We start from the raw sequence: 13,707 nt of genomic DNA, 5'->3' as shown, positions 1-13,707 counted from the left end.
TATAGGGAAATGGTAGAATTTAATTGAAAAAAGTTGCCTTTTTACAGTTTGGTGAGATTTTTTAAGTATGAATAAGCGTCTGTTCGCGGGAGATGATATCGGCTATGCTGGTCTCGCTCAGGATTTTTAAGGTAGCATCGCGCACATCAACAAATACATCGCGGATGCCACAGGTAGTTTCCTGGTGGCACTCATCGCATTTGTGATAAAAATTAAGACTGGCGCAAGGTACCATTGCAATAGGACCGTCGGTGATACGCATAATGCTCACTAAGTAAATATCTTTTGGGTCGCGGTTCAAACTGTAGCCACCACCCGCGCCTTTTTTACTGTACAGGAAACCGGCGTTACGCAGATCCAATAGTATTTGCTCCAGGAATTTCTTGGGGATACGTTCGGCCTCGGCGATCTTTGAAATCTGCATTGGTGGTTGATCCATGTTCTTACCCAGGATCACTAATGCCTTAATTGCGTATTTAGTTTTTTTAGATAGCATTTTTTAAAATAAAACTAACAAAGGTACACAATTATAAATAAAAATATCCAGTAATACTATAGGATACTTGTATAGAGTATAGAATCAAGAAATAAGAGTCAAGAATCAGGACAAGGAGGATAGTTAATCCATCACCATTATTCGTCTTGACTCTTGGTTCTTGATTCTTGCCTCTCTTTTTCAGAGTGCCCTAAACTCTTATCCGGATTCACTTTATCGCGCACCAGTTGCTTTAATTCCTTGATTTCAGGGAAGCGTCCCTGTTCTTTTCTGTCGAACAATACCGTGTCATTAACGCTAATGGTATATTTGCCGCTTGTTTCGCTTGGATGCAGGGTTACGCCATAAACATCATCTGTAAAAGTAGTGAGCAGTTCCTGGGCCATATAAGCAGCGCGCATCATCCAGTTACATTTGGGGCAATATTCAATGGTGATGGTTGGTTTCATATTGTTTTATGTTCAGATGATTGTATTAGATCCCACAAATTACCGTAAAGATCTTCAAAAACAGCAACCGTACCATATTCTTCTTTAACCGGTGGCCGTACAAAGTTGACGCCCTTGGCTGTCATCTCCTTGTGATCCCGCCAGAAATCGTCGGTATATAAAAACAGGAACACCCGTTTACCCGATTGATTGCCAATGGCCTGCTTTTGCTCATCATTGGCAGCCTTTGCCAGCAAAATAGTACACTGTGAATTTTCAGCGGGAGCTATTAGCACCCATCTTTTAGTTTCACTTAAAACGGTATCCTCTAATAATATAAAACCAAGCTTTTGGGTGTAAAAAGCGATGGCGTCATCATAATCAGCCACTATTAAAGCAATATGTGCAATATGCCTTTTCATTTCTGAGGTACTATAAATCGCTCTTGGGTATGGGTACTTAGTACGTTTAAAGTATCGCCAACGGTAATAATGCCTGTACCTTCATGAACTAAATTTTGCCCAAACAATATCTTATTATTCATTAAACGATATTTGGCCAGTGTTTTTAAAGGTTCTTTGGCTTTTACCGCGGTTTGCTGATCGATGGTGGTGAGTACACAGCGTGCGCAAAGTTTAGCTCCATAAAAATCAATGCCGGCTATTTGTATATGGTTCATCAGGTCCTCATCAAAAGCATCACCACCTGTAAAAACAATATTGGGCCTGAACCTGTCCATCGGCAAAGGTTCAGCCATGCGATTGTTCAGATCATCAAGGGAGGCCTGACCGATCATCAAAAAAGGATAAGCGTCGGCAAAAGAAGTGATCATGCCTTCGCGTGCGTACCGCTGATCTACCTCACGGTGGGTTTCTTCAGGCATATGAATCAACCGGCATTTTATCCCAAGGGCCGCGCTAAACCAATTATCAAGTTCCAGATCAACAAATACACCCGCACAGGTATCGTCCCAGATAACTACTTCCTGCTTACCCGGATCGTACTGTTCAAATGGGATTATAACCGATCCGTTCAAATGATGGGTAACCAATAGGCCATCGCTTTCAATCTGTACCTTTAATAAAGCCATTTGCGGATATTCCCGTTGGGTAAGGAAACGGTTTTGTTCGTCAACCAGCATCCAGCGCCTGTCATATTTTAAACCACGATCGGTAACCTCGGCGTAGGATAAGGATATGCCTCCTAATGATTTGATGGGATAAATATATAGTTCACTTATAGTAAGCATTGGTAGGGGGTAAGAGTCGTAAAAATAAGAAAACCGCCGTTGTTTTATAGATTGAACCCATCGGAATATAAAATATATGTGATCTGTATGATAATAGCGGGGCATTTATTTAAATGCCATTGTAACCACATAATTACAATCGATTGTTTTTTATTGCCTACTTCATTGCTTTGTTTGATTTTAATTGATATTATTGTTTATCCAATTGCAAAACAAACCTTTAATATTACTGAAATCATGCCATTAAACAATGTAAGCGGCAAGGCTAAAGCCGATAATACCTATGATGCCATAGTTGTTGGCTCGGGTATAAGCGGCGGCTGGGCGGCTAAGGAATTAACCGAAAAAGGCCTGAAAACCATTATGCTGGAGCGCGGTCGCAATTTTGAGCACATCAAGGATTATAAAAGCGCCAACAACAATCCCTGGGATATGCCACATCGGGGCAGCCCAACGCAGGCCGAACGAAAAGTTAGACCGGTAATATCACGCGGATGGGGTGCCTATGAGCCTATCATGGATTATTGGGCTAATGAGCAGGATGCTCCTTATACTGAGGTAAAACCCTTTAACTGGTGGCGGTCATACCAGTTAGGTGGCCGTTCAATTTTGTGGGGAAGGCAAAGCTACCGCTGGAGCGATCATGATTTTGAGGCCAATGCTAAAGATGGCTGGGCAATTGACTGGCCTATCCGTTATAAAGACCTTGCACCCTGGTATGATCATGTAGAGAAATTTGCCGGCATAAGTGGTTCATTAGAAGGTTTGGAGCAATTACCCGATGGACAGTACCTGCCGCCAATGGATATGAACTGGGTAGAAAAGGACGTAGCCGCTCGTCTAAAAAAGAATTATAATGGTAACAGGCACATGATCATCGGTCGTGTGGCTAATCTTACAGCGGCTATACCTGGTCGTACCAAATGCCAGTTCCGGAACCGTTGCTGGGAAGGATGTCCTTTTGGTGGATATTTTAGCACACAATCCTCAACCTTACCTGCCGCTTTGGCCACTGGTAATTTAACCGTTAGACCATACTCCATAGTAACTAAAATATTGTACGATAAGGATACCCAAAAGGCCACCGGTGTTGAGGTGCTTGATGCAGAAACCAACCAAACCTATGAGTATTACGCCAAGATCGTATTCCTGAACGCCTCGGCTTTAAACAGTGCCTGGGTACTGATGAATTCGGCCACAGATGTTTGGCACGATGGACTGGGCAGTAGCAGCGGCGAATTGGGGCATAATATTATGGATCATCATTATAACCTGGGCGCATCTGGCCATGTGGAGGGTTTTGAAGATAAATATTACTACGGTCGCCGTGCCAATGGCATTTATGTGGTAAGATTTGCCAATTTATTTGGCGACAAGCGCGACTACCTGCGAGGCTTTGGCTACCAGGGCGCGGCAAGCCGTTCGGGCTGGAGCCGGGAAATAGCGGAGCTGAACATCGGCGCACAGTATAAGGATGCCATAACCGAACCTGGAGGCTGGGAGATAGGTATTGGTGGTTTTGGTGAATTGCTGCCTTATCATGATAACAAGATCACCCTGGATAAAACACGGAAGGACAAATGGGGGCTGCCTATTTTAGCTATGGATGCCATTATCAGAGACAATGAGCATAAAATGCGAGTTGATATTGTAAAAGAAGCCAAAGAAATGCTGGAAAGCGCCGGTGTTAAAAATGTAAAAACACACGACCGCGGCCATAATGTAGGCGATGGGATCCACGAAATGGGTACAGCCCGCATGGGGCTTGATCCTAAAACCTCTGTTTTAAACGCGCATAACCAGGTGTGGGATGCTAAAAATGTGTTCTGTACCGATGGTGCAGCCATGACATCATCTGCCTGCCAAAACCCGTCCTTAACTTATATGGCACTAACCGCCCGTGCCGCTAATTTTGCTGTTGGAGAATTGAAGAAGGGGAATATTTAGCGCAAGTTGTAGAGACACATCACATGTGTCTCCTGATAATTATTTTCAAAATATATAACCAAGAGACACATGTGATGTGTCTCTACAATAAAAATTGTCTATGAAAAAACTATTTTTTATTTATTTACTACTGGGCACTACGCTGCTTTATGCAAAATCAAAAACCAAAGTGCTTATCTTTTGCAAAACCGCGGGCTTTCATCATAACTCTATTGCTGCTGGTGTACCGGCCATTATAAAACTGGGGCAGGAGAATAATTTTGATGTGGACAGTACCACAGATGCCGGAAAGTTTACCTCAACTAATTTAAAGCAATATGCCGCTGTGATATTTTTAAGCACCACCGGCAACGTACTGGATGATACCCAACAAACCGCCTTTGAACAATATATAAAAGCTGGCGGTGGTTTTGTGGGTGTACATGCTGCTACAGACACTGAATACGACTGGCCATGGTACGGCAAGCTAGTAGGTGCTTATTTTAAAAGTCACCCCAAGCAGCAGGAAGCTACGCTTAATGTGGTCGACCGTAGTTTTATAGCCACCAAACATCTGCCCGAAACCTGGAAACGCTGGGATGAGTGGTATAACTATAAATGGATAGCCGACGATTTGCATGTACTGATCAAAATAGATGAGAAAAGCTATACCGGCGGCGAAAATGGCGATAATCATCCCATGGCCTGGTATCATAGTTTTGATGGCGGCAGAGCTTTTTACACCGAGTTGGGCCACACCGATGAATCATACGCTGATCCTTTATATCTGAAACATCTGTTGGGCGGGATACAATACGCGATCGGTAAGAAATAGTCGTCTGAATCAGAATTTACAGAATTTAAGGATTTTCAGAATAACGCGATAGCATTCTGTTAATTTTCAAATTCTGTAAATTCTGATTCAGACAATTGTTTTAAGCGTGTGCAATGGCATGTTTTAATGCCGCGTTGTGTTTATACCGGAATACAAACGGGAAGATAATTGCTATAACTAAGGCATAAGCCGCAAAAGTAAGCCAGATGCCGTGCCAGTCTTTACTATGATCGGCATGGGTGAAAAATTTATCAATAATATATCCGCTTCCGATACTCCCAAAAAAGGCGCCAAAACCGTTCACCATCATCATAAAAAGTCCCTGGGCGCTGGCCCGTATTTCCGGAGCCGCCTGCGTTTCAACAAATAAAGACCCCGATATATTAAAGAAATCGAATGCCATACCATAAACGATACATGATCCAACGATCATCCATAATCCGCCGGCAGGATCGCCAAAAGCAAAAAGACCAAATCTTAACACCCAGGCCAGCATACTGAACAACATGACATACTTGATACCGAATCTGCGCAGGAAAAATGGAATAGCCAGGATGAACAATGTCTCGGAAATCTGGGATATCGACATAATAATGGCTGGATATTTCACCGCTATAGTATCCTTATAAGCCGGTACTGTCGCAAAGTCATGGATATAGGTATCACCATAAGCATTTGTAAGCTGTAAGGCCGCACCTAATAGTAGGGAGAAAGCAAAAAATATAGTAAACTTTGGTACTTTGAATAAAGTGAAGGCTTTTAAACCCAATGATTCCACGAACGATTTATTAGCAACCTTGCCTAAAAGCGGAGGGGCCTTGGGTAACGTAAATGAATATATACCTAAGGTAAGCGCCATGGCCGAAGCAATATAAAATTGATTGGCAGAGGTTTCGTTATGGGTGAGACTTACCGTCCACAACGCGGCAATAAAGCCGATAGTTCCCCATATCCGGATAGGCGGGTAATCTTTTACGATATCGGTATTACTGTTTTTTAACGCTGAAAAAGCCACAGTTATGGATAATGACAAGGTTGGCATATAAAAGACCATATTCAACAGCATAATCCAAAAAAAAGTAAACGGATTGGTTACAAGCGGAAGGGAAAATAAGGTAATTGCCCCTAAGATGTGCATTAGTCCATATAGTTTTTCGGCATTTACAAAGCGGTCGGCAATAATCCCGGTAAGGGCAGGCATAAAAATAGCCGAGATACCCATGGTTGAAAAAATGGCGCCGAAGTGTTCGCCCGACCAGTGTTTATTTTGAAACCAGTATACGCCGATAGTAAGCAGCCATGAACCCCATATAAAATACTGCATAAAATTCATCACTATTAAGCGAAACTTAATACTCATACGGTGCCTGGTTTAAATAATAAAATCAGTGTTAAATAAAAAACGGAAAGTAGTGAAATTAATGTAAATCAAAAAACTATAAAACGTGGTTTTTCTAAAATTACATTTGTCTAATAATTGATTTTCAAAACAAAACGATTGCCAGATAAGTTTTGACATCGCATTTATGTGTTTATGCTTAAGATGCCTTACGCTTGTTTAATTCATCGCGGATTTTCGCGGCCTTTTCGTATGATTCTTCTGCAAGCGCTTCCTGTAGCTTGGTTTTAAGCTCGTCGATACTTAATGATGCAAATCCGCTGCCTACCGCTGTACCTACAGATTTTTCTTCCTGGGTTTCATTGATATTTTCGAGATAAACAAAATCGTTGCCTTCAATTACAATACCTGCGGTGGAGAGGATAAACTCAAAGGTAAAAATAGGGCAATCAAACCGTACAGCTACCGCTATGGCGTCAGATGTGCGGGCATCGATCTCGACAGTACGTTTACCATCATTGCAGATGAGTTTGGAGTAGAATATACCGTCGACCAGGTTATAAATGATGATCTCCTGCACTTCGATCTGGTAAGCCTGCGCGAAACTCTTGAACAGATCATGCGTAAGCGGGCGGCTTGGGGTCATTTTCTCTATCTCGATAGCTATGGCCTGCGCTTCAAAGCTGCCGATAATGATAGGGAGCCGTCGTCGACCGCTTACCTCGCCTAAAACTAAAGCATAAGCGCCCGATTGTGTCTGACTATATGATAACCCTACAATATCCAGCTTAATTTTTTTCATGTTATTACCCATCGCACCTTATAATTTATGCTGAAGCTTTATATTCTTTAACGGCTGCTATTAATTGCGGCACAACTTCAAATGCGTCGCCAACGATGCCGTAATCTGCCACTTTGAAAAAGGGAGCCTCCGGATCTTTGTTGATGACCACAATAACTTTTGAAGAACTGATGCCTGCCAGGTGTTGTATTGCACCTGAAATTCCTATCGCAATATACAAATTTGGACTGACAGCTATACCTGTCTGACCAACGTGTTCGCTATGCGGGCGCCACCCGGCGTCTGATACCGGTTTTGAGCACGCTGTGGCTGCGCCAAGCAGTTCGGCAAGCTCTTCTACCATACCCCAGTTTTCGGGGCCTTTGAGGCCACGACCGGCAGAAACAACAATTTCCGCATCGGGCAGGGATATTTTATCGGTAGAACGAACGATCTCTTTGATCATCGCTTTAAAATCTGAATCTTTGGTTTCAGCAGCAAAATCTTCTACCTGCGCAGTTCCACCGGTCTCCACAACTTTATAAGAGTTGGGTACCAGGGCGATAACCTTGTTGGCAGATGTTAACTCCACAATAGCGAATGCCTTGCCCGAGAACGCTGTTTTCTTGATAGTGAATTTACCACCATTTTGTTCTGGCAGTGCTACCGCGCCATCGGCAACTCCAGCTTGTAATTTTATGCCTAACCTAGGCGCTAAACCACGACCAGAGAAGGTATTGGATAATACCACAATATTGGCATCTTGTTTTTTCGCGGCTTCGGCAATGATAGAGGCATAAGCCTGGTTCACAAAATTCTTGAGTTTATCGCCAGATACGTTCAGCACTTTTTCGGCGCCGTATTTACCTAAAGCAGCCAATTCATCTTTGCTAACATCGCCGATGGAAATGGCAACCAGGTTGGTGTTATTTTGATCGGCAATGGCACGGGCATAGGTAACTGCTTCAAAAATTGACTTTTTGAATTTACCGCCGGCATTTTCCGCATATATTAAAACTGACATATATTTGAAATAGGTTATGAGTTATCAGAATCAGGAGTCAAGAACCAAGAATCAAGAAAAAAAACCTTGTTATATTTAACTATATTTTTAAACTTTCTCATCTTTTGCATTTTTCCGGTCTTAATTCTTGATTCTCGCCTCTAGATTCTCTGTTTGAATTAATTAAATAACACGCGCTTCGGTGTGCAAAAGCTCCACCAGTTTGGCGGTATCATCAGCAGGTACCAGCTTCACTTGTCCGCGAGGGGCAAGGGTTTCATAGCTAAGCACTTCCGAATATGTTTTTACTTCAACCGGTTCAATAACAGCCAGTGGTTTGGTACGGGCCGACATAATACCGCGCATATTAGGTATTTTAGGCTCAGCCACACCTTCTGCAGTACCAGCCACAAAGGGGTAGGGAATGGTCAGGATCTCTTTGCCGCCTTCAATCTCCCGTTCAACGGTAGCCTCTTTATCGGCCGCATCGAGCTTTTTAATAATGGATACTGAGGGTAGATCGAGTAGTTCGCCCAACATACCTGCTACTTTTGATCCATTGTAGTCAATAGATTCGCGGCCGGTTAAAATAAGGTCGAATGGATTGGCTTTCACATACTCGGCTATTTGGTAAGCTACATACCAGGCATCGTGAGGTTTGGTGTTTACACGCACCGCGTCTGTAGCGCCAATGGCCAGCGCTTTGCGGATTGTGGCCTCTGTATTTACTTCACCAACATTGATAACCGTTACAGACCCTTTACCGCCATCAGTTAACTCAATAGCACGTGAAAGCGCTATCTCATCATAAGGGTTTAATATAAATTGAACACCATTTGTATTAAATTGGGTGTTATTATCAGTAAAGGTTATTTTTGTGGTGGTATCAGGAACATTACTTACACATACCAAGATCTTCATATCAATAGGTTTTTGCAAATTTAATTAAAAAAGATAGAGTTTAAAATGGAGTTGAGCAGATTGGATAAGCTATTAGAATTTATAAAGAATGAACCGGAGGACGAATTTTTAAAATACGCCCTCGCTACCGAATATCTACGTCTGAATCAGGCAGATAAGGCATTAACTTATTATGAAGACCTGGTGACAAATCATCCTGGTTATGTGGGCACTTATTATCATTTAGGTAAATTATATGAGGCATTGAACCGTAAACCGGATGCCATAACCACCTACGAAAACGGCATGACCATAGCCAAACAGAAGCGCGACAATCATGCGTTTTCGGAATTGCAAGCCGTTTACCGGCAGGCCAAAGGCATAGAAGAAGACGATGATGACTATTAAATAGTTCATAGATCATAGTTGATAGTTCTTGGTTTTAGCATTATATCATTTACTTTTCACTATGAACAATGAACCATCAACTATGAACTAATTAATGAAAAAACGGCACCTTCTATTTCTTCGCGATGTATTGATCTATACGTTTACGGCTTTTGGCGGCCCGCAGGCACATATAGCCGTGTTATTGCGCGAATTTGTTGAAAAGCGACACTATATTACCGAGGACGAACTGATGGAGCTTAATGCGCTATCGCAAGTTTTGCCCGGGCCATCGTCAACCCAAACCCTGGTGGGTATAGCCTGGAAAGTAGGAGGGCTGAGGCTGGCTCTTATTACTTTCTTGATATGGATATTACCTTCGGCCGCCATCATGGCTATGGCTGCTATCAGCTATAAAATGTTTGCTAATCGTGCCCAGTTTACCCACATCATTACTTATATACAACCCATGGCTGTAGGTATTGTGGCTTATGCAACCTACAGTTTTGCGAACCGGTTCCTAAAAACCCGGGTAAGTACAATGCTTGCCATCGCATCTTTCATTGCCACACTTATTCTGCAAAACGCCTATGCGTTTCCATTATTGGTTTTATTGGGTGGTATCATATCTTCAGCTATGGAAACGCAGCCACAGGAAAACGAGTTACGTGTTAAGCTATACTCCAATGTAAACCCTAATAAAGTGGCTTATTTTATTGGTATCTTGTTATTCTTTGCTGCTCTGGGTGCCATTATTAATCAAACCTCACCATTTAGCTTGCCTATTCGTTTATTTGAGAACTTTTACCGTAACGGTATACTGATATTTGGCGGCGGGCAGGTAATGGTGCCCCTGATGTATACCGAGTTTGTAGAGGTTAAGCATTATCTCAGCAATTCAGAGTTCCTTTCTGGTTATGCCCTACAACAAGCACTCCCTGGGCCAACGTTCTCCTTTACCTCATTTTTGGGAGGTATCACCTTAGGTAACAAAGGATATGGCATTGGCGGACAGATCATCGGCAGTATTGTAGCGGTTATAGGGGTAAATACACCCGGCTTGATACTCATACTATTTATTGTGCCGTTTTGGGAAGACCTGAAAAAAATAACCCGTATTAAAAACTCACTAAGTGGTATTAACGCAGTAGCGGTAGGTTTTATGGCCACGGCCTTTATTTTACTGGTACGGCCCTTTGGCGGTAACTGGATAGCTTACGGACTAATGGCAGGCACTTTTTTACTGCTGCACTTCACCAAAATCAAAACCCCGGTAATTATCATCATCGGGGTGCTGCTGGGAATATTCTTTTAGCCCCCTAACCCCCTGAAGGGGGAACTTTTGAAAATCTTATTTTGGATAACAATAAAGCCCGGTTCCTTTCAGAGCCGGGCTTTATTATTTTAATATCTGTAAATTGCAAATCAAAAAGCTCCCTCTTCAAAGGGGTAGGGGGCTAGAATGGTGGCTCATCATCAATATCATCCATCCGTGATGGGCGGATAATAAAGTTACTTTGCTTTTCAAAATCCTGTGAGGGCGCCAGGCCTGAGAATGCGCTACCAGCAGCAGGAGGGAAGCCGTCCATACTTTCTTCCAGGTTGGCAAATTTCACGTATTTACCCACAAATTTCAGTCGTACTGTGCCGGTTTCACCGTTACGGTGTTTGGCTATAATTACTTCACCCACATTATTGGTTGGGTTGCCATCTTCATCTTCTGTTAAACCGTAGTATTCAGGACGGTATAAGAATAGTACCATATCCGCATCCTGCTCAATAGAGCCCGACTCACGCAAATCCGAAAGCATTGGCCTTTTGGAGTTACCCGGCCTGGTTTCAACCGCACGGCTCAATTGCGATAGGGCGATCACTGGTACGTTCAATTCTTTTGCTACTGATTTTAGGGCCCTTGATATACTACCAATTTCCTGCTCACGGTTACCTCCGCCCGCCTTACCTTCGCCTTTACCATGCATCAACTGTAAGTAGTCAATAATGATCAACTGAATATCATGCTGCGACTTTAAACGGCGGCATTTGGCCCTGAACTCAAATATGTTAAGCGCCGGGGTATCATCAATAATTAGCGTAGCTTGTTCCAGGCGACCGATCTTGGAGTGAATCTGTTGCCATTCCCATTCTTCCAAAGTTCCTTTACGGATCTTTTCCTGTTCAATTTCGGTTTCTCCGGATATTAGACGATTAACTAACTGAACTGAGGACATCTCGAGTGAGAAAACTACTACCGGTTTATCAAAATCAACAGCGGCATTACGGGCGCAACTCAATACGAAGGCTGTTTTACCCATCGCTGGACGGGCAGCTATAATAACCAGATCGGATTTTTGCCAACCCGAAGTCATCCGGTCAAGTGCGGTAAAGCCTGAGGCCACACCGGTAAGACCATCTTTTTTATCCTTGAGCGCTTCTATATCTCTTAAAGCCTCATGCACCAGGTCGTCCATTTTACGGGCATCACGGCGCAGGTTATTCTGTGCAATTTCAAAAAGGTTTTTCTCGGCCCTGTCTAACAGGTCCAGTACGTCCGACGTATCCTCATAAGCACTTTGAATAACATCTGTAGATATACGGATCAATTCGCGCTGGATATATTTTTGAATGATGATACGGGCGTGGAATTCAATATTTGCTGCCGAGGCAACACGACTGGTTAACTCCGTAATGTAATAAGCGCCACCGATCATTTCCAGTTCGCCCAGTTTACGTAACTCGGCAGTAACAGTAAGGATATCCACCGGAGAAGATTTCTCAAACAGCTGTTTTATAGCCGAAAATATTTTCTGGTGATTGTCGCGATAAAAAACTTCGGGGTTTAGAATATCGATAACTGATGACAGGGCGTCTTTTTCCAACATCAATGCCCCTAAAACAGCCTCTTCCAGGTCGGTTGCCTGTGGCGGAAGTTTCCCCAGCCCGCTATACGGTGTCGGGGTAGTGATTCGGCTCCGGCGGTCGTTGGTGTTCGGCTTGTTCTGCAGGTTATCGTTCTCAAAATTCATAAGGCGACAAAAATATACAAAAAATACTTTTGCAGAGCTACATTTCAATCAACATAGTGTATCGAGATTTTAAAACAATCATATCCAGCGTTATAATTTTAAGCTTTTTAATAAACACACCTATGTTGATAACTTACTAATAAAATATTAGTTACCCTGATTTACAAACATTTAAACCTATGTTAATAAAGTTTTATAATGTTAACTATTATCTACCTAAGTTTTTAAAAAACCAAAAAGGGTTATCAGTTCAATAAGTGCTTAATCAATTAATATAGCTACTTTTGCAGAAAAACAGATCATTACAAATGGCATTTAATTCAAGACCTCAGCGGGAAAGCAACCAAATGGTTTTTGGTATCAGGGCGGTCATGGAGGCAATTACTTCGGGTAAAGAAATCGAGGCATTATATATTCAGCGGGGAGCTGCCGGAGGTCTATCTCACGAGCTAAAGGCTTTACTTACAGAATATAACATTACGGCACAGCAGGTACCGGTTGAAAAACTTAACCGTCTTACCGCTAAAAACCACCAAGGCGCAGTAGCCTTTATTTCGCCAATAACTTACCAAAAAATCGAAAACATTATTCCTGAAGTATTTGAAAAAGGAGAGGTGCCGCTGGTACTTGTTTTAGATTCTATTACCGATGTGCGTAACATGGGTGCTATTGCCCGTACCGCCGAATGCGCCGGTGTACACGCTATTGTTATCCCAGCTAAAGGCTCGGCCCAAATAAACCCTGATGCTATTAAAACATCTGCAGGGGCTTTGTATAAGATACCGGTTTGCCGTCATGATAATTTTATGCAAACCGTAAAATTTTTGCAGGAATCAGGCTTACAACTGGTGTGTTGTACCGAAAAAACTAAAGAAGACATTTACGCTCCAGACTATACCGCGCCAACAGCCATTATTATGGGATCGGAAGAGGACGGTATCCGCAACGAGATCATCCGTATAGCAGACCACCTGGCCAAGATCCCTATGTTTGGTGAGATCGAATCATTAAACGTATCTGTATCAACCGGGGTGATATTGTATGAGGCGATAAGGCAACGTGTTGCGGTCAAATAGTTGATTAAGTGAGTGGTTGATTGAGTTGAATTAGATATATTTAACCACTCACCTAATTAACTCAATCAACCCCTTACCAACCTAAATATACTTAGTACCAAATTTGGCTTTTACATCAGCCACCACCTGTTTTACATTCTGTTCCTGATCTCGCGGACAGATCAGCAGGGTGTTGTTGGATTCTACCACGATAAAATCATGCAAGCCCTGCAGTATTACCAGTTTCTCGCCAGGTACATTCACCATACAGTTGGATGAATCATA

General features: G+C 42.6%; 14 protein-coding genes and 1 pseudogene. 5 read left to right on the top strand and 10 right to left on the bottom strand.

Annotated features, from left to right (window positions below; translation table 11 throughout):
* Window positions 1-61 precede the first annotated feature (61 nt).
* The 4 genes from BLR84_RS10640 to BLR84_RS10625 all read right to left on the bottom strand — a co-directional run bounded on the left by BLR84_RS10640 (window position 62) and on the right by BLR84_RS10625 (window position 2,173).
* Entirely contained in the window at window positions 62-496 is a 435-nt protein-coding gene (locus BLR84_RS10640) for an RrF2 family transcriptional regulator (protein ID WP_090467769.1), read from the bottom strand.
* Window positions 497-633: 137 nt separating this feature from the next.
* Window positions 634-945 (bottom strand): Rdx family protein, encoded by a 312-nt coding sequence (locus BLR84_RS10635; protein ID WP_090467767.1) that lies wholly within the window; start codon window positions 943-945, stop codon window positions 634-636.
* Window positions 942-1,346 (bottom strand): VOC family protein, encoded by a 405-nt coding sequence (locus BLR84_RS10630; RefSeq protein ID WP_090467765.1) that lies wholly within the window; start codon window positions 1,344-1,346, stop codon window positions 942-944. The genes BLR84_RS10635 and BLR84_RS10630 overlap by 4 nt, the downstream gene beginning before the upstream one ends.
* Window positions 1,343-2,173 (bottom strand): MOSC domain-containing protein, encoded by an 831-nt coding sequence (locus BLR84_RS10625; protein WP_090467763.1) that lies wholly within the window; start codon window positions 2,171-2,173, stop codon window positions 1,343-1,345. The genes BLR84_RS10630 and BLR84_RS10625 overlap by 4 nt, the downstream gene beginning before the upstream one ends.
* A gap of 237 nt (window positions 2,174-2,410) precedes the next feature.
* Between BLR84_RS10625 and BLR84_RS10620 the strand changes: the two genes are divergently transcribed.
* Window positions 2,411-4,120, top strand: a complete 1,710-nt coding sequence (locus BLR84_RS10620) for a GMC oxidoreductase (RefSeq protein ID WP_090469184.1) — start codon at window positions 2,411-2,413, stop codon at window positions 4,118-4,120.
* 100 nt (window positions 4,121-4,220) lie between these two features.
* The gene (locus BLR84_RS10615) at window positions 4,221-4,934 is read left to right on the top strand and encodes a ThuA domain-containing protein (RefSeq protein ID WP_090467761.1); all 714 of its coding nucleotides are present in this window, start codon (window positions 4,221-4,223) and stop codon (window positions 4,932-4,934) included.
* Between the two features lie 100 nt (window positions 4,935-5,034).
* Here BLR84_RS10615 and BLR84_RS10610 read toward each other — a convergent pair whose 3' ends face one another.
* The 4 genes from BLR84_RS10610 to BLR84_RS10595 all read right to left on the bottom strand — a co-directional run bounded on the left by BLR84_RS10610 (window position 5,035) and on the right by BLR84_RS10595 (window position 8,978).
* Window positions 5,035-6,294 (bottom strand): nucleoside permease, encoded by a 1,260-nt coding sequence (locus tag BLR84_RS10610; RefSeq protein ID WP_090467759.1) that lies wholly within the window; start codon window positions 6,292-6,294, stop codon window positions 5,035-5,037.
* Between the two features lie 178 nt (window positions 6,295-6,472).
* On the bottom strand, window positions 6,473-7,075 hold the full coding sequence (locus BLR84_RS10605) for a bifunctional nuclease family protein (RefSeq protein WP_090469181.1): 603 nt from the start codon (window positions 7,073-7,075) through the stop codon (window positions 6,473-6,475).
* 25 nt (window positions 7,076-7,100) lie between these two features.
* Window positions 7,101-8,078, bottom strand: coding sequence for an electron transfer flavoprotein subunit alpha/FixB family protein (locus BLR84_RS10600; RefSeq protein WP_090467758.1), 978 nt, complete (start codon window positions 8,076-8,078; stop codon window positions 7,101-7,103).
* A 162-nt stretch (window positions 8,079-8,240) separates the two neighbouring features.
* Window positions 8,241-8,978, bottom strand: a complete 738-nt coding sequence (locus BLR84_RS10595; protein WP_090467756.1) for an electron transfer flavoprotein subunit beta/FixA family protein — start codon at window positions 8,976-8,978, stop codon at window positions 8,241-8,243.
* A 60-nt stretch (window positions 8,979-9,038) separates the two neighbouring features.
* On the opposite strand from BLR84_RS10595, the gene BLR84_RS10590 reads away from it, so the two are divergent.
* Both BLR84_RS10590 and chrA read left to right on the top strand, forming a co-directional pair.
* The gene (locus tag BLR84_RS10590; RefSeq protein WP_369829179.1) at window positions 9,039-9,365 is read left to right on the top strand and encodes a tetratricopeptide repeat protein; all 327 of its coding nucleotides are present in this window, start codon (window positions 9,039-9,041) and stop codon (window positions 9,363-9,365) included.
* 94 nt (window positions 9,366-9,459) lie between these two features.
* Window positions 9,460-10,659: a chromate efflux transporter gene (gene chrA, locus BLR84_RS10585; protein WP_090467752.1), complete on the top strand. Its 1,200-nt coding sequence runs from the start codon at window positions 9,460-9,462 to the stop codon at window positions 10,657-10,659.
* Between the two features lie 142 nt (window positions 10,660-10,801).
* On the opposite strand, the gene dnaB is transcribed toward chrA, so the two are convergent.
* Window positions 10,802-12,367 carry a replicative DNA helicase gene (gene dnaB / locus BLR84_RS10580; RefSeq protein WP_076373174.1) on the bottom strand — a complete coding sequence of 522 codons (1,566 nt, stop codon included), beginning with the start codon at window positions 12,365-12,367 and terminating at the stop codon, window positions 10,802-10,804.
* Window positions 12,368-12,675: 308 nt separating this feature from the next.
* Here dnaB and rlmB point away from each other — a divergent pair, with 308 nt between their 5' ends.
* A complete protein-coding gene (rlmB, locus tag BLR84_RS10575; RefSeq protein ID WP_090467750.1) occupies window positions 12,676-13,443 on the top strand; it encodes a 23S rRNA (guanosine(2251)-2'-O)-methyltransferase RlmB in 768 nt (255 codons plus the stop codon).
* An 81-nt stretch (window positions 13,444-13,524) separates the two neighbouring features.
* On the opposite strand, the pseudogene BLR84_RS10570 reads toward rlmB, so the two are convergent.
* Window positions 13,525-13,707 (bottom strand): annotated as a pseudogene (locus tag BLR84_RS10570) (mannose-1-phosphate guanylyltransferase); the annotation flags it as partial.

It is taken from the genome of Mucilaginibacter sp. OK268 (assembly GCF_900103125.1).
In the GTDB taxonomy this organism is placed as follows: Bacteria; Bacteroidota; Bacteroidia; order Sphingobacteriales; family Sphingobacteriaceae; genus Mucilaginibacter.
Note: the sequence above shows the minus strand (reverse complement) of the source record. Positions and strands in the feature narration are given on the sequence as shown.

Excerpts from the sequence above, each read along its gene's own strand:
- BLR84_RS10640 (WP_090467769.1), bottom strand. The coding sequence starts at position 496 with ATGCTATCTAAAAAAACTAAATACGCAATTAAGGCATTAGTGATCCTG.
- BLR84_RS10635 (WP_090467767.1), bottom strand. The coding sequence starts at position 945 with ATGAAACCAACCATCACCATTGAATATTGCCCCAAATGTAACTGGATG.
- BLR84_RS10630 (WP_090467765.1), bottom strand. The coding sequence starts at position 1,346 with ATGAAAAGGCATATTGCACATATTGCTTTAATAGTGGCTGATTATGAT.
- BLR84_RS10625 (WP_090467763.1), bottom strand. The coding sequence starts at position 2,173 with ATGCTTACTATAAGTGAACTATATATTTATCCCATCAAATCATTAGGA.
- BLR84_RS10620 (WP_090469184.1), top strand. The coding sequence starts at position 2,411 with ATGCCATTAAACAATGTAAGCGGCAAGGCTAAAGCCGATAATACCTAT.
- BLR84_RS10615 (WP_090467761.1), top strand. The coding sequence starts at position 4,221 with ATGAAAAAACTATTTTTTATTTATTTACTACTGGGCACTACGCTGCTT.
- BLR84_RS10610 (WP_090467759.1), bottom strand. The coding sequence starts at position 6,294 with ATGAGTATTAAGTTTCGCTTAATAGTGATGAATTTTATGCAGTATTTT.
- BLR84_RS10605 (WP_090469181.1), bottom strand. The coding sequence starts at position 7,075 with ATGAAAAAAATTAAGCTGGATATTGTAGGGTTATCATATAGTCAGACA.
- BLR84_RS10600 (WP_090467758.1), bottom strand. The coding sequence starts at position 8,078 with ATGTCAGTTTTAATATATGCGGAAAATGCCGGCGGTAAATTCAAAAAG.
- BLR84_RS10595 (WP_090467756.1), bottom strand. The coding sequence starts at position 8,978 with ATGAAGATCTTGGTATGTGTAAGTAATGTTCCTGATACCACCACAAAA.
- chrA (WP_090467752.1), top strand. The coding sequence starts at position 9,460 with ATGAAAAAACGGCACCTTCTATTTCTTCGCGATGTATTGATCTATACG.
- dnaB (WP_076373174.1), bottom strand. The coding sequence starts at position 12,367 with ATGAATTTTGAGAACGATAACCTGCAGAACAAGCCGAACACCAACGAC.
- rlmB (WP_090467750.1), top strand. The coding sequence starts at position 12,676 with ATGGCATTTAATTCAAGACCTCAGCGGGAAAGCAACCAAATGGTTTTT.